This window comes from Vibrio astriarenae, assembly GCF_010587385.1.
Taxonomy (GTDB): domain Bacteria; phylum Pseudomonadota; class Gammaproteobacteria; order Enterobacterales; family Vibrionaceae; genus Vibrio; species Vibrio astriarenae.
In genome coordinates this window covers 2,757,307-2,777,798 of record NZ_CP047475.1, presented here as the reverse complement: position 1 = coordinate 2,777,798, position 20,492 = coordinate 2,757,307, and the positions used below count along the sequence as shown (strand labels likewise).

The window sequence follows — 20,492 nt, the reverse complement described above, 5'->3', positions numbered from 1 at the left end:
GTGTATTCGATTACTCGAAACAGATCTCAATGAAGGCATTACCCCACTCAGAGGTGAACGGCATAATGATGATTGAGCCTTCACACTTGTGACGAATAGTATGGCCCTTACCAGAAACAACCACAGGTGTTGCCATATCAAAATCAAAGCCATTGTCTGCCAGAATACGTTTTGCGCCACCGGTGACCATATTGGTAATTTCCCCCACCATGTCGGTGACCTCTTCATTCACACCATGTGGGCGCTCACCCAACATTTTTTCCATGATCTCTAAGGCGAGTTTCTCATCGAAGGTAATAGACATCGAACCACGGGTTTGATTGCCAACCATACCAATAAGGCCTGAGACATCACCCCGAGCAATTTCATCTTTTTTTACTCGCGGCTTAAGAGGTTTAAGTTCTAATGAAGCCATTGTTTTTAAAACATTCATTAGTGAAGCTAGAAATGGGTTTACAAATTCGGCGCGCATTATTTTTACTTCTTATATTTCTTAATCTATGAATAAGATTACTTTTTACACGATGGGCAGGTTCCGTGTGATTCAATGACGTGGTTATGAATAGCAAAATTGTGCTGTTTGGCATGCTCCGCTAATAATGCAATTAAATCACTGTCTTGAAGTTCAATAACGCTGCCACACTGATCACAGATAAGAAGGTGGGAAAAGTGTTTCTTGTCATGGCAACTGTTGCATGACACATAGCTGTTAGTGGACTCCACTCGATGGATAAATCCTTGCTCCATCAGAAAATCGAGAGCTCGATAGATAGTAGGTGGCTTGGCGCTTGGCTCAGTTTCTCGCAGAGAATCGAGAAGCTCATAAGCACTAGAAGCTTTTGGACTATTGCAGATTAACTCGTAAACGCGCTTTCGTTGCGGGGTGAGTCGCACCCCTCGTGTATTACAAATGTCTTCAATCTGCTGAATGAGCGTTGCTTTCAAAATCACTACCACCTAAATAATCGAACTTGGGAGTATACCACTAACTACTCATTATCTAAGCGATTTGAATGAAAATATTGAAATCACTCCATTAACTGTGAAGGTTATGTTGTTGCTTTGGGGTGAGGTATAAGGATAGATAATAGTGTTTGCTTTGGTTGTATATGGGGTTTATTAAACTTAGAGGTTAGGGTGCGCACTATTTGTTAGGTCAGTTACACACCCAGTTATGATCAATTACTTGCCATTGGTACAACTAATATATCGACGGGGGATTTATGAATGAGATGGCGAGAATAAGAGATGATTTTACTCCAAAAATCTTGATGGTGACCGCAAATAAGTAGGTCAACATTATGGTCTGCTACGGTTTCATGGATTTTATCACCCAGATCCCCCGTGCCGACTAAAAAGCTTCTTAGTGGATAATCCATATAAGCTTCAAATTCTTTAAGTTGGTCCATTGCGTTGACTGAGAGTGGTCTTTGAGCCCCTTCTTGTTTCATATCGACAAGCTCATGATAAATCTCACCATGAGTGCCATCGATATGGATAAAAGAGATTCGCGCATCGAACTGTTTAGCGAGATACACCGCTTTGTCGATTAAAACATGGCTTTCGTCAGATAGTTCGAGTGCGACTAATATATGCTTGTAATTCATGATCATGCCCTCTAGTTGAAGAGACTAAAATAAGCATAGATGTTGTGTGGTTAAAATTGTGTCGACTGGATCGCGATATCGATAGATGAATCCACTTTGAACTGCATCTGTGACCAAATTAAATATGCAGTTTGATGTCAGCTAGTCAGCCTTGAGAAAGTGGGATGTCGGCAATACTTGGGTCTGTGACTTTCTTGATGTAGAATCCCCGCTCTTTAGTCATGATTGGTCAAAGACTAATCATTGCCAAATATGGTTATTTGTATGCTGAGCAAGCCTTTGGTGTACGATGAATGAAATTTAGTAAGATGGGTAACGTGATGCAAGATAGTGCTACACAGTCAAATAATGAAAACAGAGAACTTAAAGGTCAGAATGCAGACTTTTTCCATTCGCGCCTCTCTGTTGCGCCAATGCTCGATTGGATCTTATTCCTTTAAAGGTCTTTCAAATCAGTTAGCTACATCGGTTCTAGAAGGTTGGGGGACATTTAGGGACATTCTTTGCTTCCATCAACACCCTCAAGTTAATCATACCTCTCTAGACATAACTCATCAATTAACCTCACAACAGTTTAAAGCTTCAGTTTCTTCTGCCCAATTTTTGCCTTTAGATTCTCTATTTTTTGACTTTGCTTGTCGGATAGAGCACTAGTTGATAACTCCTCAAAAGACTTGATCAGTCGATTCAATTGCCTGTTTTGCTGTCGATGATCTTGACTCTCTAGTGCCTCAAACCATTTATCAGTCTGTTTTTGAAGCTTGATGAGCAACTTCTCTATATGTACAGCCTCAGCAGCTTTTTGCTCTCGATACTTCCATGTCTCTAATCTCTCCCCACGATTAAGCTCATAAGGCTTGTAATCAAGATGATTTAAGCCTGTGTGCGCCAACACAGCAGCGTTAAAGGCCTGTTTTAATAATGAGGTACATTTCTTTTGTTGTAACTGCTTGAGGACTTTTCCGTTGAGAACCTTACCGATCAAGATATGAACATGATCTCCACTTCCTCTGGTTCCTTGCTGTTGTTGTTGATGAAGCACTGCTCTTATTTGTGTTCTGAAAACCCTAACTTCATCAGACTGTAGTTCGAGTTGAGCTTCAATCGCTTTGCAGCAGTCTCTAACAATACACTTCCATTGATGTGTACTTGGGCGGTGCCCTTTAGGTAAGGTCAGACAGTAACTCATTGCGTAGGATGACAAGGGACGCCCCCCTTTTCTGTTTAGATGCTGCTTTACTCGAAATTGCTCACCAACAAGAGCTATACGTTGTGAGGTTTTTGTAGTTCCAATTAAAGGAATTATTGCTTCGGTTTGCTTATGATTTGGGTGCCTGTCGGAGAGCAAGTACCTCTCTGTAGTCATCACACCATCAGCCCCGTTTTTTATTGGTTCAGTAGTTACAGTCCAGTTTTTTATCATTGTTTATTAATAGGTTAATAACTTTGTTCGATAAAGTGCAAAATAAGTTGAGGTCAAAGCAGCTTTTTCTCATGTATTCCAGATAGGACAACCTCATTGCATGAGCATTGTTGTCCACTGGTGATATGGGGTTTCCCCCTCTCAACTCCCCCTGATTACTTGATGTATATAGATGAAATTTATACCTTTAAAGTAAACATGAATAATCAATCGTTTGATAGCCGACTGGTGAACCAGCTCAGTTCCATTAATCTGAAAAGAATACAAGTGGAACATCTAGTGTTTAAACATTGTTTGGAAGCAGGGTTTCTTAGCCAAAGTGATCAGGATAAAAACACTAAAGCCTATCAGTGGTATAAGTCGGTTCTGAAGCTCAACATCCAAGCTTTAAGCCTGCTAGAAAGAATCATTGTTGATAGTGATATGATGGGATCTTTAGAAGACTTTGAAGAAGAACTTGAAGCAAAGGCTGCCGCTATCGTCAGGGACATAGCACAAAGAATTATGAATACAGACATAATGGATGCTGAAACCTCTTCAATGCAAGAGCAAGAGTCTCTGACACTCCCATCGATATAAAGCACCAATAGTTCAAAAAATAGGTGATAACTAAAACCAATAACAGCAGCCCATATTAAAGATATGTGGCTGTTTCAGGTTTGAGCGGTATATACTGGAGCTAATTTTTTACTAGTTCTAGGGATGGGAAAATGTCATATCTATCAAAGATATCAAGTTCAACAAGGAACTTTTTTGTCGATACGCTTATAGCTAAAGGCCCTTCAATTTTAGTAGCAGCTTTAGGTGCTGGTGGCATGGGCTACCTTGCAAAAATCTCGGCAAAAATAGAGCCCTATGGCGCGATAGCTTGGGGGGGAGTAACCCTAGTATCTTTTGTATTGATTTGTTGTTCTCTTGCTTTATTGGGAGTTTGGCTGCAAAAAAAATCAATAGCAGCGTTCACAGGTAAAATGGTTGAGACTGCTAGTGTAAATCCTTTGGAGCCACTCCATAAAAATAAGAGAATTCAGCTAGCAGATTTTTTCCATCCATTTTATAAGCCAAGTCAGAACCTGCGTTTTGAAGAGTGTGACCTAATGGGGCCTGTAAACCTTTATGCGGAAGGAGGGGCGTTTCATGACTGCGGTTTTATTGATTGTGAGATAATCATCGTTAGGGATGATAGGCCAGTCAGAGGAGTAGTTCCTATGAGGCACCCGACTTTTTTGAAGTGCCATTTGTATCGGGTTACATTGCTAATGCCTTTCGCCCAGTACAATACTCTCCCTGAACCTATGAAAAAAGGGGTGCCTGTCATTAGTGATGGTAGAGTTGGTGATGTTTAGTTCTTGAGTTTGAAAACAAGGAATATTAACCACGTTCCCCTTATAAAAAATAAAGAGGTACGTGGCTATATTATTCTTCTCATTATTACTGTGACTATGTGACACACTATATAGGTGTGTCACTCAGTCACAGTATCAATGAGCCAGACTAATTATATCTTTATCGGACGCTCTAGAAGGGGACTCCTGCTCAACGGAGATGCGACCAGACTCCTGTAGCTTTGCAATAGAGCGACTTAGAGATTTACGTTGTGCTGCGGTTGGCTTACTGTCCGTCGGGTAAATCGCTTGGCGTAAATCCACTCGTTTGGCTCTTCCTCCAAATGTTTCACCAAGTATCTTCAAGATTGGATGGTCAGGTTCGGCTTCCATTGTATTCTTGATAGTCGGTTCTTTGAGCCTTGCTAAGGAGGTTATCGGTTTATTATCTTCGCATGTTAGCCCTAATTCTACAGTATCGAATTCGAGCTCAAGGTCTGGAGCTTCCTCTCCCTCTTTCTGTTTGGTGTTAACAAACTTGAGCAATTTAGTTTTACCGTTTCTTTTAGTCTGAAACTCATAATCACAAGCTGCTCTAAGAGCACTGCTGCCACGTGCTCCTTTAGACTCATCTCGACCACAGTGATGAATGCAAAGTACACCCGACTGAGTTTCCGCCTTTACCCTGTCGCATCCTTGGATAAAACTGGTCATGTCACGAGATGTATTTTCATCACCAATAAAGCAGCGCGATAATGTGTCAATCACCACAAGTTGAACTTTTTGCTGGGTAAACGCTTCAATTTCTTGGATCGCTTCAATTAACTCATCCTGAGCATTACGTTCGGAAATAAACATGTTCTGTGGCAACACAAATACATTGTCGGCAGTTGTTTCATTTGCTAATTCCCATGCCTTAATCCTTCGTGATACCCCTAGTTGTCCTTCGGCTGCCACATATACAACAGGGCCAGAAGTCGTTGTCTTGCCCAGCCATGACTTTCCTGAAGCGATACTGCAACAAAGGTCTATTGCCAGAAATGATTTCAGGCTTCCACTAGGGCCATAGATTACGCCAAATCCTAAAGCAGGGATTAAGTCTTTAACTGCCCAGTTAAATGGAGAGTCATAACCTGTTGACCCGATTGAGAATTTAAGTTTCCCAAACCTTTGTAGCTGATTAGTGCTTTGCTTGGCAAACCCCAGTTCACCAAATAGATCTAGTTGTTCGTGTTTCATTGTTATCTCCTCAGATTAAGTCAGGTGATTCTGACTTGTATTGAAATTAGGCTGCCTCAGGTAAATAGGTACACAGTGGCAAATAGTGTTTGTTTAAAACGTTCAGGTCTTGATGGCCTGTGATTTTCGAAATCTCTACGACATTCATCCCTGCTTCAAACATACGGCAAGCTGCTTCAGTTCTAAGGTCATGGAAATGAAGGTCATGGATCCCTAGTTCTTTGGTTAACTTGCGCCAGTTTGTCCCGATGGTATTTGGGGAGTATGGGAATAATTTCCCACCTTCTGTTTGTTGTCGTTTTATTAGGATATTCATTGCCTTATGCGTCAATGGGATCACATTCGTATGTTTTTTTCTTTTGTTCGGGCTCTTGCGTTGATGCACGGTTAAAGTTCTTGTTCGTTTGCAGATATCATTACCTTGGATTCGACTTATTTCGCCAAGCCTCAAACCCATTTCGACTGCTAGCTCAAAGATCTCCAGAAGAGGTATAAGCTCTCCTTTTGAGCTAATGCTCTTTACTTTTAGAGATGCAGTGACCTTTTCAGATTCTCCTGACATCAGTCGTCGGTGACGAGCTTCACTTCTAGCAATAAAACCATGCCTCTGAAGAGAGGAACGAGCATCATTAAAGATCGATGTATCAGAGGGCACACCGAAAAATGTTTTCGCATCTCTAAGAGCTGTACATAAGTTTGATATGTCATGTGATACAGATTGCGGCTTTACTGACTGACGTCTTAATTTGCAATGCTCGTACAGTACGGTTGCAGTTAGGCTCTCTAATGGAGTGCTTGCAATCGGATATTTGAGTAACATTTTTAGATTCGATTTTTTTGAGCGTCCCAAATTTTGGGCTGTAGGCTCATTGTTCAAAATCATAAGAATTACGTCACCGACGGTTATTGTTCTGTTACTCTTCAGTCGCTTTAATCCTTCAGCTCCTTCTCTATCAGCAATTTTCGCTACTCTATCAACCCACCTTTTTGCTTCTGGGTATGTATCAAAGGTTCGACAACATTGAGCAAGCGTTTTCCCTTTGTACGTAACACGAACACGAGCTTTGTATCTCGTGTTGAGCTGGTTACATACTGGTTCGATTGCTTTAGTTGCCAAAAGATTCAAGCCTCAGAAAACTGAAAATTAATTGAGTTGTGTTTGCTGTTGTTTGAATACTATGGGGGCAGGAAAAAGTCCGCAATGGGGGTACTAAGGGTGTAAATTGCGGACTCTTTTTTATGGTTTTTGGAAGAGGCATTGAGCAAAAAGTCAGTTGCACTCTGCGTTTGTGAAGGCTCACAAATGGTGAAATTGGAAATTATAAATTTTTTGAATTTACATTAAACATTCACCAATTCCACCTTAAAAATTGTGATGCACGTCACCTTAATTTTTGCTGGATGGTACTTTTTTGATTGAATTGTGAGCAGTGTAGGTCTTTGACACCTAGTCGAAGATAAACATTGTTTAATACATTTATATCCCGATGTCCGGTAATTTTTGATACTTCAACAATGTTCAAACCTCTCTCAAATAGCTGACAGGCTCCCTCAGCTCTTAGGTCGTGATAACGGAGATCTTCAATGCCTTCTTCTTTGCATACTCTTTGCCATGCAGCACCAATAGACTCTTTTTTGAATGGGAAGATGCGAGAGTTTCCTTTGGGTTGGCGCATTAATATCTCCTTTGCCTCATTAAAGAGCGGGATAGTGCAATCATTACCTTTCTTATTTCTTGGGTCTTTACGATTGCGAATAGTTAATGTTGATGAAGCTAAATCTAGGTCATCCCACGTAATACGGGTGATTTCCCCTAACCGCATACAGGTGTAGATAGAGAGGTGAAAGATATCGACCAAAGGGATATGGGCTGCACGATGAGACTGTCGTTTTTTCAGTCCTTCTTCCATGATATGTAACTCTTCTCTGGTAGGTCTGCGTTCCCGACGCTGACTACGACCAATTAACCCATATCGAACTAAGGTCGGAATAGCCTCTCCATGCGCATTAGTATTAGCACTGTAGCCAAACATTGGTCCAGCAACATCAATTACGGACTTTAGGTAGGTAATGTCATGATAGACGGTTTGTGGTGATGGAGTAGTTGCCTCACTTTTACGGGTTCTACAATGAGTCACTAAGTCATTTGCTGTTAGGTGATCTGCCCTAACAAGAGCTATGTCATAAGTCCGTAAGCGACTGAGGACCGCGAATTTAGAGCGTCCGAGATCAGTAGATGTAATCGGGTCATTTAGATATATGGTAATCAAATCTCCTATAAGGATCGTTTTATCCTTTGGTTGTTCAACAGGGATCCCTTCAGTATCTAGCTGACAAACAAGTTTTTTTGCCCATATCTTTGCTTGTTGTTCTGTATCTAGCGTTTTTGACTTTTCGAATAGCTTTTTGCCGTGATCTGTCAATCGCACTCTAGCTTTGTACCTAGTAGCCTTTTTTCCTATGACCTTTTCAATTGTAACTGTTGCCATGAATGTTTCCTCTCGGTGATCTAATACTGAGAGGGTGTTGATTGTTTGCCTATAGCGTTCAATTGAAGCATTGGCAGGCAGTATGTATAATCCCGCCCCTAGCTATGCCTTGCATCCTTATTGTCCCTAAAAATATCCCTTAGGGGACATTTAGGGGTACAAAGGAGGTAGTTTTACTGAATGTAACCCGTTTTGCCGTCATGGATTGTATGGCTAAAACCTTGAAAATTAGAGAGATTTTAACCATGTATCCATCTTCACGCTTATCTGTCGCCCCGATGCTCGATTGGACTGATCGCCATTGTCGTTACTTCCATCGTAAGCTATCAACCCAGACTTTGCTCTACACCGAGATGGTGACAACCGGCGCAATTATTCACGGTAAAGGCGACTTTCTTGCTTATAACCAAGAAGAGCATCCATTAGCGCTTCAGTTAGGTGGCTCTAACCCACAAGATCTTGCGCGTTGCGCCAAACTTGCTCAAGAGCGTGGTTATGATGAGGTGAACCTTAACGTCGGTTGCCCATCAGACCGAGTACAGAATGGTCGCTTTGGCGCCTGCCTGATGGGGGAGCCGCAACTGGTAGCAGACTGTGTTGCGGCAATGCGTGATGTGGTGGATATTCCAGTTACCGTGAAAACGCGTATTGGTATTGATGATCAAGACTCCTATGAGTTTTTGACAGACTTCGTTTCTACCGTGTCAGAAAAAGGCGGTTGTGAGCAATTTACGATTCACGCGCGTAAAGCTTGGCTGAGTGGTCTTAGTCCGAAAGAGAATCGCGAGATTCCACCTTTGGACTACCCACGCGCTTACCAAATTAAGAAAGATTTTCCGCATCTAATGGTTGCGGTGAATGGTGGTGTCAAAACATTGGATGAAACGCTTGAACATCTGCAGCACCTTGATGGTGTGATGATTGGTCGCGAAGCGTATCAGAACCCATATATTCTGGCCGAAGTAGACCAAAAGGTGTTTGGGCTTAATACACCAATCAAGAAACGCAAGCAAATCGTGGAAGAGATGCTGCCATATATTGAACAACAGTTGGCAAAAGGCGCGTATTTAGGTCATATTACTCGCCATATGCTAGGGCTTTTCCACAATATGCCTGGTGCGCGTCAGTGGCGTCGTCATATCAGTGAAAATGCTCACAAACCAGGTGCTGGCATTGAAGTCGTGACAGCAGCCTTGGCAAAAATTCCAGCAGACTTAGATGTATAACGTAGCTGATGTATAACGAGTGCGAAATAGGACAGAAGTAACACATGAAGACGATGCATAAAATTTGTGGTGGTTTATTAAGTGCAGGCATGCTGGTATCACCAGTGGCACTGGCGCAAGATGACTCAGTGTTTAAATTCGGTTTAGATTACTGGTGGGGCCAAACCAAAGTAAACGAAATTAAACGTGATGATAGCAACACGCCATCGTTCTCATTGGCCTACGAGCATTCAGCAAAGTACTGGCCCAATGTCGCATTTCGTTACACCACGGTGGATGCAGACTTCATGGCATTCGATAAGTCAGACTTAATGTTTTACTACAACCTTCTGACGCATGATGCTTTGCATTTTGATGCGGGTATTGCGTTTACTAACTACTCGAATACGAAGTTTGTTAATGGCGCTACAGGTGAAAATGTAGATTTCGATAAGAATACTTGGAACCTGTTCGCTAAAGCTGAAATCAACGTGCCGAATACTAACTTTGATGTAATCGGTGCAATGGAGTTCAGTGACCGTAATGATCTTAAAACCACGGATCTAGAAGCAGGTATCCAATACCGTATCGTCTTCCAGCAGCAGCGTCAGCTAGCATTAAAGGGCGGTTACCGTGCGATCGATATTGAGTCACGAGACTTTACCGTTAATGCTGAAGACTATGGCAAAGAGTTTATCTTTGTTAGCGGCTGGTTCATCGGTGCTGAATACCAGTTCTAATTGACAAAAAACATTTTAAAAAGCGCTATCTGTTACAGATGGCGCTTTTTTTATTCGCTCAATTTGAAAATATGCACCATGCTTATTCTTACAAGTAAGTAAGAGTGGGCGAAAGGACATGACAATATCAGAGCTGCGAGCTCTATATCGCACCGACCAGTTGGTGGAGGCGATCATAGAGCCATCAATTCAAGAAGGGTCTTGGGTGGTGGAGTTTCGCCATCGTCGCGGTGGGTTAGTGCTGTTGACGGATGCTCATGGCGAGGAGTGTCTTTATCGAGATATCGACTTGGCTTCCAAGTCAGCGATGGCGGTGGGCTTTCAACAAGTTCGCATCGAAGATATCTAAATTATTAACCAGCCCCTTACCTTTCTGTACAAAAAGTTATAAAACATTCACTTCTATTCTTTCTAGTTATTAATGAGAGTGGTTAATCTATCGTCACGCAATGAATAGGGATGTCGTGACAATGTCCAATGGAAACTCTCAAAAACAAGAACTGCCGGCTCTAGCCGCACCTCTGAATGACCAGCAGCTCGGGCAGCTGCAACAAACGGTCTCCGATCTTTCTTCTCAACAACTGGCGTGGGTCAGCGGATACTTTTGGGGATTAGCGCAAGCGCAGCCTGCGTCAGCTTCTGCACCATTAGTGCAAGCAGCGGCTGCGGTAGCAGCGAAGCCTGCAGGTAAGCTAACTATCATTTTTGCTTCTCAAACGGGGAATGCGAAAGGCGTTGCAGAATCATTGGAGCAACAAGCAAAAAGCTTGGGCGTTGAGGCCCAACTGTTTGATGCCTCTGATTACAAAGGTAAACAACTCGCTAAAGAGACACATGTTATTTTCGTGGCCTCGACCAATGGGGAAGGCGAAGCACCAGACAATGCAATTGAACTGCATGAGTTCCTGCAGTCCAAGAAAGCCCCCAAACTGAATAACTTAAAGTACGGTGTGATTGGTTTGGGTGACTCAAGCTACGAGTTCTTCTGCCAAACCGGTAAAGATTTTGATGCCTTCTTGTCAAAGCTAGGGGCAACGTCTTTCATTGAGCGAGTCGATTGTGATGTTGATTACGAAGCATCAGCTCAAGAGTGGGTTGCGAAAGCGCTTGATGTGGTTCAACAAGATTTAGCCTCTGCGCCGGAAGCGGATGTGGTTCAGTTACCAGTAGGTCAATCAGCCAATCAAGCTTCGGTGTACAGTAAGCAAAACCCTTACACAGCGACACTATTAACGAGCCAAAAAATCACGGGTCGTGATTCGGGTAAAGATGTTCGTCATATTGAAATTGATCTAGAAGAGTCGGGTTTGACCTATCAACCGGGAGATGCACTGGGTGTTTGGTTTGAGAACAGTGCAGATCTTGCCAAAGCGATTCTAGAGCGAGTGGGGTTATCAGGTGTTGAAAGCGTTACGGTTGATGACGAGAGTCTCTCTATTCACAGTGCGCTTATCAGTAAGTTTGAGATCACCAGCGCAAATCCTCAGTTTGTGACTCAATATGCCCAGCTGTCTGGCAGTAAGAAGCTACTTAAGCTGGTGGAAGATAAAGACAAGCTGCGTGAATATTCGGGCAACACGCAAATTGTCGATGTGCTTGCAGAGAAGAAAACCCAGTTGTCAGCCGATGAGCTAATTGGGTTATTACGCAAACTGACACCCAGACTATATTCCATCGCATCGAGTCAGAGTGAAGTTGATGAGGAGGTTCACCTTACCGTTGGTTTAGTTGAGTACGACAAGGGGGATGAGAAACGCTATGGCGGTGCCTCAAGTTTCCTAGCCCAAAGACTTGAAGAAGGTGGTGAAGTAAAGGTTTTTGTAGAAAACAACAACAACTTCAAGCTGCCTGAAAATGATAGTGCGCCGATCATCATGATTGGCCCTGGTACGGGCATTGCGCCATTCCGTAGCTTTATTCAAGAGCGAGACAATCGTGACGCTTCAGGTAAGAGTTGGCTCTTCTTTGGCGACCGCACATTTACTCAAGACTTCTTATACCAAGTTGAATGGCAGAAATATCTCAAATCTGGCGTGCTTGATCGCTTAGATGTCGCCTTCAGTCGAGATCAAAAAGAGAAGGTCTACGTTCAACAGCGAATTTTAGAAAACGCAGAGCAAGTGTGGCAATGGCTGCAAGACGGAGCCTATATCTATGTGTGTGGTGATGCGACCCGCATGGCAAAAGATGTTCATGAAGCACTAATTCAAGTGGTAGAGCTTCAAGGCAATAAGACACGCGAGCAAGCGGAAGAGTGGGTAAACACACTACGTAAAGAAAAACGTTATCAAAGGGATGTGTACTAATGAGTCAGCAACAAGAAGTATTAGGTGAAGTGTTAGGCCCACTGTCTGATAACGAACGCCTCAAAAAAGAGAGTCACTTTCTACGTGGAACGATTGAGTCTGATTTGAGCGATCAGATCACCGGTGGCTTTACCGCGGATAACTTCCAGCTTATTCGTTTTCATGGCATGTACCAGCAAGATGATCGTGATATTCGCAATGAGCGAGCTAAGCAGAAACTAGAGCCTTTGCATAATGTCATGCTTCGAGCTCGAATGCCTGGCGGTATTATCAAACCGAAGCAGTGGTTGGCGATTGATAAGTTTGCAACAGACCATACTCTCTATGGCAGTATCCGACTGACAACGCGTCAGACCTTTCAGTTCCATGGAGTATTAAAGCCAAACATTAAACTGATGCACCAAACACTCAATAGCATTGGTATCGATTCGATTGCTACGGCGGGGGACGTTAACCGCAATGTGTTGTGTACAACCAACCCAGTGGAATCTGAATTGCATCAAGAGGCTTATGAATGGGCCAAAAAGATCAGTGAGCATCTACTACCTAAGACTCGTGCATATGCAGAGATCTGGCTTGATGGCGAAAAGGTAGAGGGTACACAGGATGAAGAACCTATTTTGGGTAGCAACTACTTACCACGTAAGTTCAAAACCACGGTTGTAATACCACCCCAGAACGATGTTGATGTTCATGCCAATGACCTCAACTTCGTTGCAATAGCCGAGAATGGCAAGTTAGTTGGGTTTAATGTCTTGGTGGGGGGCGGACTAGCAATGACGCATGGTGATACTTCGACCTACCCACGTAAAGCGGATGACTTTGGTTTTGTACCGTTAGAGAAAACCCTCGACGTTGCTGCCGCTGTCGTGACGACGCAGCGAGATTGGGGTAATCGCTCGAACCGCAAAAATGCCAAGACAAAATATACCCTCGACCGAGTAGGTATTGATGTATTTAAAGCTGAGGTAGAAAAACGCGCGGGTATTGCGTTTGCACAGAGTCGTCCTTATGAGTTCACTGAGCGAGGCGACCGCATCGGTTGGGTTGAAGGTATTGATGGAAAGTTCCATTTAGCCCTGTTTATTGAGAATGGACGTCTACTAGATTACCCAGGCAAACCCCTTAAGACTGGCGTAGCGGAAATCGCCAAAATTCATAAAGGCGATTTCCGAATGACCGCAAATCAAAACTTGATTGTGGCTGGCGTAGCTAAAACTCAGAAGGCGAAGATTGAGAAAATCGCGCGAGCGCATGGCCTCATGGACGATGGAGTTAGTGAGCAGCGTAAAAACTCAATGGCTTGTGTTGCGTTTCCAACCTGTCCGTTGGCAATGGCCGAAGCTGAACGATTTTTACCAGAGTTTGTTTCCCAGGTGGAAGAGATCTTAACCAGCCACGGTATCAATAAAGAAGAGAGCATCATTCTTCGAGTCACAGGCTGCCCTAATGGATGTGGTCGAGCCATGCTGGCGGAAATCGGACTGGTCGGGAAAGCACCGGGTCGTTACAACTTGCACTTGGGCGGTAATAAAGCCGGTACACGAGTGCCGAAGATGTACAAAGAGAACATCACTGATCAGCAAATCTTACAAGAGATTGACTCGCTGGTGGCTCGATGGGCTGCAGAGCGCGAAGTTGGTGAAGCGTTTGGTGATTTCGTGATTCGTGCGGGAATCATTGAAGAAGTCATCGTATCAAAGAGGGATTTTCATGCTTGATTCTGTCACTTCAAAATTGAAGTTAGCAGAACTACTCTCATTAACTAAGACGGAGCAAATACTCCGTCTTGCAGAAATCAATGCAGAGTTAGAACAGCTAACTGCGCAACAAAGAGTTGAATGGGCTCTGGAGAATCTACCGGGTAACCATGTAGTGTCATCCAGTTTCGGGATACAGGCTGCATTGATGTTGCATCTTATGACGCAAGCCAAGCCAGATATTCCGGTAATACTAACGGACACTGGATATCTATTCTCTGAAACTTATCGCTTTATCGATCTTCTAAGTGAGCGTTTGACACTTAACTTGAAAGTCTATCGATCAGGGCAAAGCCCTAATTGGCAAGAAGCCAGATATGGGAAACTTTGGGAACAAGGTATAGAGGGAATAGAAAAGTATAACAAACTGAATAAGGTCGAACCAATGCGAAGAGCGCTCGCTGACTTAGATACCCAGACTTGGTTTTCTGGCCTGAGAAGAGAGCAATCAGAGTCGAGATCGAGTTTGCCTATTCTATCTATTCAAAATGGAGTATTTAAGTTTCTCCCTGTAATTGATTGGAGTAATAAAGATGTGCACTACTATTTAGAAGAGCACAACCTGCCTTACCACCCATTATGGGATGCAGGGTATCTTTCGGTTGGTGATACTCATACTACGAAGAAGTGGGAACCTGGGATGTCTGAAGAGCAAACACGTTTCTTTGGCTTAAAAAGAGAGTGTGGCCTGCACGAAGACGATGGGGAACAGTACGGTTCAGGAATATAGAGAGTAATTTAAGACTCTTGATAGAAAAGAAGGTCGCGTTTAGCGGCCTTTTTATTGGCGTTATATCTCCATTGTGGATAACTCTGTGAATTATCGGTTTGTATAATTGGGGTAAAGTTGAATAAATAGGGTTTTGATGGGAATATCGGCACTTAAGCGTTATTTTTGCAATTTTATGAAAATAACGCTTGCCAATGTGATGCCGATCTCTATAATGCCTCCTCGTCGACAGGGCAAGGGCTCACAAGGGTTTCAAGCATGTCTGACAGGTCAAATTAGAAAAGAAAAAAATTCAAAAAAAGTGTTTGACACTTTGAATTAAATCTCTAGAATGGCCGCCTCTTCCGAAGTGATTCAAGTCACAAAGAAGAGAAGCTCTTTAAAAATTAAAACCTATCAATCTGTGTGGGCACTCGTTGATGATAATCCAAAATGAAGCTTAGGCTTCAACTTAGATTTCAATGAACTGAGTGACCAATCGATACTTAGTATCGGCACAGTCAATTCATTATCGTTCTGTTGGAACGATAATAGCTTTAAAATTACATTAGTAGTTTTGAAGTCAGTATTCATTGAGTCAGTTCTTCGGAACATCAAAATCTTAAATTGAAGAGTTTGATCATGGCTCAGATTGAACGCTGGCGGCAGGCCTAACACATGCAAGTCGAGCGGCAGCGACATGATAGAAGCTTCGGTGGAAATCATGGGCGGCGAGCGGCGGACGGGTGAGTAATGTCTGGGAATATGCCTTGATGTGGGGGATAACTATTGGAAACGATAGCTAATACCGCATAATGCCTTCGGGCCAAAGAGGGGGACCTTCGGGCCTCTCGCGTCAAGATTAGCCCAGGTGGGATTAGCTAGTTGGTGAGGTAAAGGCTCACCAAGCCGTCGATCTCTAGCTGGTCTGAGAGGATGACCAGCCACACTGGAACTGAGACACGGTCCAGACTCCTACGGGAGGCAGCAGTGGGGAATATTGCACAATGGGGGGAACCCTGATGCAGCCATGCCGCGTGAATGAAGAAGGCCTTCGGGTTGTAAAGTTCTTTCGGTCGCGAGGAAGGCGTTGATTTTAATAGAATCGGCGATTGACGTTAACGACAGAAGAAGCACCGGCTAACTCCGTGCCAGCAGCCGCGGTAATACGGGGGGTGCAAGCGTTAATCGGAATAACTGGGCGTAAAGGGCACGCAGGCGGACTTTTAAGTGAGATGTGAAAGCCCCGGGCTTAACCTGGGAATTGCATTTCAGACTGGGGGTCTAGAGTACTTTAGGGAGGGGTAGAATTCCACGTGTAGCGGTGAAATGCGTAGAGATGTGGAGGAATACCGAAGGCGAAGGCAGCCCCTTGGGAATGTACTGACGCTCATGTGCGAAAGCGTGGGGAGCAAACAGGATTAGATACCCTGGTAGTCCACGCTGTAAACGCTGTCGATTTGGGGATTGGGCTTTAAGCTTGGTGCCCGTAGCTAACGTGATAAATCGACCGCCTGGGGAGTACGGCCGCAAGGTTAAAACTCAAATGAATTGACGGGGGCCCGCACAAGCGGTGGAGCATGTGGTTTAATTCGATGCAACGCGAAGAACCTTACCTACTCTTGACATCCAGAGAATCCTGTAGAGATATGGGAGTGCCTTCGGGAGCTCTGAGACAGGTGCTGCATGGCTGTCGTCAGCTCGTGTTGTGAAATGTTGGGTTAAGTCCCGCAACGAGCGCAACCCTTATCCTTTGTTGCCAGCACGTTATGGTGGGAACTCAAAGGAGACTGCCGGTGATAAACCGGAGGAAGGTGGGGATGACGTCAAGTCATCATGGCCCTTACGAGTAGGGCTACACACGTGCTACAATGGCGTATACAGAGGGCGGCGAGCCAGCGATGGTGAGCGAATCTCACAAAGTACGTCTAAGTCCGGATTGGAGTCTGCAACTCGACTCCATGAAGTCGGAATCGCTAGTAATCGCAAATCAGAATGTTGCGGTGAATACGTTCCCGGGCCTTGTACACACCGCCCGTCACACCATGGGAGTGGGTTGTACCAGAAGTAGATAGCTTAACCGCAAGGGGGGCGTTTACCACGGTATGATTCATGACTGGGGTGAAGTCGTAACAAGGTAACCGTAGGGGAACCTGCGGTTGGATCACCTCCTTACCAAAAAAATCAAGCGCGAAGCTAGGCGAGAGTTTAGCGTCGCGACGACAGCAAGTGTTCACACAGATTGTTTGATAGAGTAGACAGGACAGAGATGAATGAAAGTTAGGCATTCAAGCGGTTAAAATCTTGCAGAAATTTGCAAAATCGCTAAAATACTTAACGCTCAACTGGCAAAAGGAAAGCATCTTTAAATGATGTCCCCATCGTCTAGAGGCCTAGGAACAGGAGGTCAGCGGTTCGATCCCGCTTATCTCCACCAAGCATCGTGAGTCGTCATACCTAAGGTAGCAAGCGGTTGAATTTGAGCAAAGATTTGCAATATTCAATAAAAAAGAGACCGCTTGTTAATTTAGGTATGATGAGAGTCGAAAGACATTATCATCGTTGTTCTTTAAAAATTTAGAAACAAGCTGAAAAACTGAGAGATTTTCGAAAGAAAGTCTGAGTATGTAATAAAATCTTAGCTGAACAAAAGCAGCTAAGTGTTTAGTTTAAAACAGACTTTAAATGTGTTGTTATGTTGTTTTTTCTTTCCTTTTGATTGAAATACAAAAACAAAAACATTTGAGGTTGTATAGTTAAGTGACTAAGCGCACAAGGTGGATGCCTTGGCAATCAGAGGCGATGAAGGACGTGCTAATCTGCGAAAAGCTTGGATGAGTCGATAAGAGGCGTTTAATCCAAGATGTCCGAATGGGGAAACCCAGTAGATGAAGAATCTACTATCACTTGCTGAATACATAGGCAAGTGAAGCAAACCGGGAGAACTGAAAACATCTAAGTACCCCGAGGAAAAGAAATCAACCGAGATTTCGTTAGTAGCGGCGAGCGAACGCGAAAGAGCCAGTGAGTAATAGCGGATTTATTAGAGGAATGAGCTGGGAAGCTCAATCATAGAGGGTGATAATCCCGTACTCGAAAATATTTCCGTGGTACTAAGCTCACAACAAGTAGGGCGGGACACGTGATATCCTGTTTGAAGATGGGGGGACCATCCTCCAAGGCTAAATACTCCTGATTGACCGATAGTGAACCAGTACTGTGAAGGAAAGGCGAAAAGAACCCCGGCGAGGGGAGTGAAATAGAACCTGAAACCTTGTGCGTACAAGCAGTGGGAGCAGATTTATTCTGTGACTGCGTACCTTTTGTATAATGGGTCAGCGACTTATATTTTGTAGCAAGGTTAACTGAATAAGGGAGCCGTAGGGAAACCGAGTCTTAACTGGGCGTATAGTTGCAAGGTATAGACCCGAAACCCGGTGATCTAGCCATGGGCAGGTTGAAGGTTGGGTAACACTAACTGGAGGACCGAACCGACTAATGTTGAAAAATTAGCGGATGACTTGTGGCTGGGGGTGAAAGGCCAATCAAACCGGGAGATAGCTGGTTCTCCCCGAAATCTATTTAGGTAGAGCCTTATGTGAATACCTTCGGGGGTAGAGCACTGTTTCGGCTAGGGGTCCATCCCGGATTACCAACCCGATGCAAACTGCGAATACCGAAGAGTAATGCATAGGAGACACACGGTGGGTGCTAACGTTCATCGTGGAGAGGGAAACAACCCAGACCGCCAGCTAAGGTCCCCAAGTACTAGTTAAGTGGGAAACGAAGTGGGAAGGCTTAGACAGCTAGGATGTTGGCTTAGAAGCAGCCATCATTTAAAGAAAGCGTAATAGCTCACTAGTCGAGTCGGCCTGCGCGGAAGATGTAACGGGGCTAAAACTAGTCACCGAAGCTGCGGCATCAATGGAAACATTGTTGGGTAGGGGAGCGTTCTGTAAGCGGAAGAAGGTGAGTCGAGAGGCTTGCTGGACGTATCAGAAGTGCGAATGCTGACATAAGTAACGATAAAACGAGTGAAAAACTCGTTCGCCGGAAGACCAAGGGTTCCTGTCCAACGTTAATCGGGGCAGGGTGAGTCGGCCCCTAAGGCGAGGCTGAAAAGCGTAGTCGATGGGAAACGGGTTAATATTCCCGTACTTGGTGTAATTGCGATGTGGGGACGGAGAAGGTTAGGTTATCAGGGTGTTGGATTACCCTGTTTAAGCTGGTAGTTGGGAAGATTAGGCAAATCCGGTCTTCTATTAACAACGAGAAGTGATGACGAGACTCTACGGAGTTGAAGTAACCGATACCACGCTTCCAGGAAAAGCCACTAAGCGTCAGATTACACTAAACCGTACTATAAACCGACACAGGTGGTCAGGTAGAGAATACTCAGGCGCTTGAGAGAACTCGGGTGAAGGAACTAGGCAAAATAGCACCGTAACTTCGGGAGAAGGTGCGCCGGCGTAGATTGTAATCCCTCGCGGATGAAGGTTGAACCGGTCGAAGATACCAGCTGGCTGCAACTGTTTATTAAAAACACAGCACTCTGCAAACACGAAAGTGGACGTATAGGGTGTGATGCCTGCCCGGTGCTGGAAGGTTAATTGATGGTGTTATCGAAAGAGAAGCTCCTGATCGAAGCCCCAGTAAACGGCGGCCGTAACTATAACGGTCCTAAGGTAGCGAAATTCCTTGTCGGGTAAGTTCCGACCTGCACGAATGGCATAATGATGGCCAGGCTGTCTCCACCCGAGACTCAGTGAAATTGAAATCGCCGTGAAGATGCGGTGTACCCGCGGCTAGACGGAAAGACCCCGTGAACCTTTACTATAGCTTGACACTGAACATTGAATTTTGATGTGTAGGATAGGTGGGAGCCTTTGAAGATGACACGCTAGTGTTGTTGGAGGCGTCCTTGAAATACCACCCTTTAACGTTTGATGTTCTAACGAAGTACTCGGAACGAGTACTCGGACAGTGTCTGGTGGGTAGTTTGACTGGGGCGGTCTCCTCCCAAAGAGTAACGGAGGAGCACGAAGGTTGGCTAATGACGGTCGGACATCGTCAGGTTAGTGCAATGGTAGAAGCCAGCTTAACTGCGAGACAGACAAGTCGAGCAGGTGCGAAAGCAGGTCATAGTGATCCGGTGGTTCTGAATGGAAGGGCCATCGCTCAACGGATAAAAGGTACTCCGGGGATAACAGGCTGATACCGCCCAAGAGTTCATATCGACGGCGGTGTTTGGCACCTCGATGTCGGCTCATCACATCCTGGGGCTGAAGTAGGTCCCAAGGGTATGGCTGTTCGCCATTTAAAGTGGTACGCGAGCTGGGTTTAGAACGTCGTGAGACAGTTCGGTCCCTATCTGCCGTGGGCGTTGGAGAATTGAGTTGGGGCTGCTCCTAGTACGAGAGGACCGGAGTGGACGAACCGCTGGTGTTTCGGGTTGTGTCGCCAGACGCATTGCCGAGTAGCTAAGTTGCGGAATCGATAACCGCTGAAAGCATCTAAGCGGGAAGCGAGCCCTGAGATGAGTCTTCCCTGGCACTTTAAGTGTCCTAAAGGGTTGTTCAAGACTAGAACGTTGATAGGCAGGGTGTGTAAGCGTTGTGAGGCGTTGAGCTAACCTGTACTAATTGCCCGTGAGGCTTAACCATACAACACCCAAGGGGTTTTGATGGAC

Annotated in this window: 16 protein-coding genes and 2 rRNA genes; 11 read left to right on the top strand and 7 right to left on the bottom strand. The window is 44.5% G+C overall.

Going from position 1 to position 20,492, the window contains the following annotated elements:
- Positions 1–10 precede the first annotated feature (10 nt).
- The 3 genes from GT360_RS12855 to GT360_RS12845 form a co-directional block, all read right to left on the bottom strand.
- Complete coding sequence (locus tag GT360_RS12855; protein ID WP_164649249.1) at positions 11–472, bottom strand: chemotaxis protein CheX; 462 nt, start codon at positions 470–472, stop codon at positions 11–13.
- Between the two features lie 38 nt (positions 473–510).
- Entirely contained in the window at positions 511–945 is a 435-nt protein-coding gene (gene zur, locus GT360_RS12850; RefSeq protein ID WP_164649248.1) for a zinc uptake transcriptional repressor Zur, read from the bottom strand.
- 233 nt (positions 946–1,178) lie between these two features.
- Positions 1,179–1,607: a universal stress protein gene (locus GT360_RS12845; RefSeq protein ID WP_164649247.1), complete on the bottom strand. Its 429-nt coding sequence runs from the start codon at positions 1,605–1,607 to the stop codon at positions 1,179–1,181.
- 293 nt (positions 1,608–1,900) lie between these two features.
- On the opposite strand from GT360_RS12845, the gene GT360_RS12840 reads away from it, so the two are divergent.
- The gene (locus GT360_RS12840; protein ID WP_164649246.1) at positions 1,901–2,047 is read left to right on the top strand and encodes a hypothetical protein; all 147 of its coding nucleotides are present in this window, start codon (positions 1,901–1,903) and stop codon (positions 2,045–2,047) included.
- Between the two features lie 134 nt (positions 2,048–2,181).
- On the opposite strand, the gene GT360_RS12835 is transcribed toward GT360_RS12840, so the two are convergent.
- Entirely contained in the window at positions 2,182–3,030 is an 849-nt protein-coding gene (locus GT360_RS12835; protein WP_164649245.1) for a hypothetical protein, read from the bottom strand.
- A gap of 279 nt (positions 3,031–3,309) precedes the next feature.
- On the opposite strand from GT360_RS12835, the gene GT360_RS12830 reads away from it, so the two are divergent.
- A complete protein-coding gene (locus tag GT360_RS12830; protein WP_164649244.1) occupies positions 3,310–3,609 on the top strand; it encodes a hypothetical protein in 300 nt (99 codons plus the stop codon).
- A 131-nt stretch (positions 3,610–3,740) separates the two neighbouring features.
- Complete coding sequence (locus tag GT360_RS12825) at positions 3,741–4,376, top strand: hypothetical protein (protein WP_164649243.1); 636 nt, start codon at positions 3,741–3,743, stop codon at positions 4,374–4,376.
- Between the two features lie 135 nt (positions 4,377–4,511).
- Here GT360_RS12825 and GT360_RS12820 read toward each other — a convergent pair whose 3' ends face one another.
- The 3 genes from GT360_RS12820 to GT360_RS12810 all read right to left on the bottom strand — a co-directional run bounded on the left by GT360_RS12820 (position 4,512) and on the right by GT360_RS12810 (position 8,083).
- Entirely contained in the window at positions 4,512–5,594 is a 1,083-nt protein-coding gene (locus GT360_RS12820) for a helicase RepA family protein (RefSeq protein ID WP_164649242.1), read from the bottom strand.
- A gap of 46 nt (positions 5,595–5,640) precedes the next feature.
- Positions 5,641–6,711 (bottom strand): site-specific integrase, encoded by a 1,071-nt coding sequence (locus GT360_RS12815; protein ID WP_164649241.1) that lies wholly within the window; start codon positions 6,709–6,711, stop codon positions 5,641–5,643.
- A gap of 265 nt (positions 6,712–6,976) precedes the next feature.
- Positions 6,977–8,083 carry a site-specific integrase gene (locus GT360_RS12810; RefSeq protein WP_164649240.1) on the bottom strand — a complete coding sequence of 369 codons (1,107 nt, stop codon included), beginning with the start codon at positions 8,081–8,083 and terminating at the stop codon, positions 6,977–6,979.
- Positions 8,084–8,328: 245 nt separating this feature from the next.
- On the opposite strand from GT360_RS12810, the gene dusA reads away from it, so the two are divergent.
- The 8 genes from dusA (at position 8,329) to GT360_RS12770 (ending at position 20,466) form a co-directional block, all read left to right on the top strand.
- Positions 8,329–9,309: a tRNA dihydrouridine(20/20a) synthase DusA gene (gene dusA, locus GT360_RS12805; RefSeq protein WP_164649656.1), complete on the top strand. Its 981-nt coding sequence runs from the start codon at positions 8,329–8,331 to the stop codon at positions 9,307–9,309.
- 44 nt (positions 9,310–9,353) lie between these two features.
- Positions 9,354–10,028, top strand: a complete 675-nt coding sequence (locus tag GT360_RS12800; protein WP_164649239.1) for a TIGR04219 family outer membrane beta-barrel protein — start codon at positions 9,354–9,356, stop codon at positions 10,026–10,028.
- 118 nt (positions 10,029–10,146) lie between these two features.
- On the top strand, positions 10,147–10,377 hold the full coding sequence (locus GT360_RS12795) for a hypothetical protein (RefSeq protein WP_164649238.1): 231 nt from the start codon (positions 10,147–10,149) through the stop codon (positions 10,375–10,377).
- 100 nt (positions 10,378–10,477) lie between these two features.
- Positions 10,478–12,334, top strand: a complete 1,857-nt coding sequence (locus tag GT360_RS12790; RefSeq protein WP_164649237.1) for an assimilatory sulfite reductase (NADPH) flavoprotein subunit — start codon at positions 10,478–10,480, stop codon at positions 12,332–12,334.
- Positions 12,334–14,055, top strand: a complete 1,722-nt coding sequence (cysI, locus tag GT360_RS12785; protein ID WP_164649236.1) for an assimilatory sulfite reductase (NADPH) hemoprotein subunit — start codon at positions 12,334–12,336, stop codon at positions 14,053–14,055. Before GT360_RS12790 ends, cysI begins: the two co-directional genes overlap by 1 nt.
- Entirely contained in the window at positions 14,048–14,824 is a 777-nt protein-coding gene (locus tag GT360_RS12780) for a phosphoadenylyl-sulfate reductase (RefSeq protein WP_164649235.1), read from the top strand. The genes cysI and GT360_RS12780 overlap by 8 nt, the downstream gene beginning before the upstream one ends.
- 603 nt (positions 14,825–15,427) lie before the next feature.
- Positions 15,428–16,978: ribosomal RNA gene (locus GT360_RS12775) — 16S ribosomal RNA — on the top strand.
- A gap of 579 nt (positions 16,979–17,557) precedes the next feature.
- Positions 17,558–20,466: ribosomal RNA gene (locus GT360_RS12770) — 23S ribosomal RNA — on the top strand.
- The 16S and 23S rRNA genes sit together here, the layout of an rRNA operon.
- The last annotated feature ends 26 nt before the right edge of the window (positions 20,467–20,492 follow it).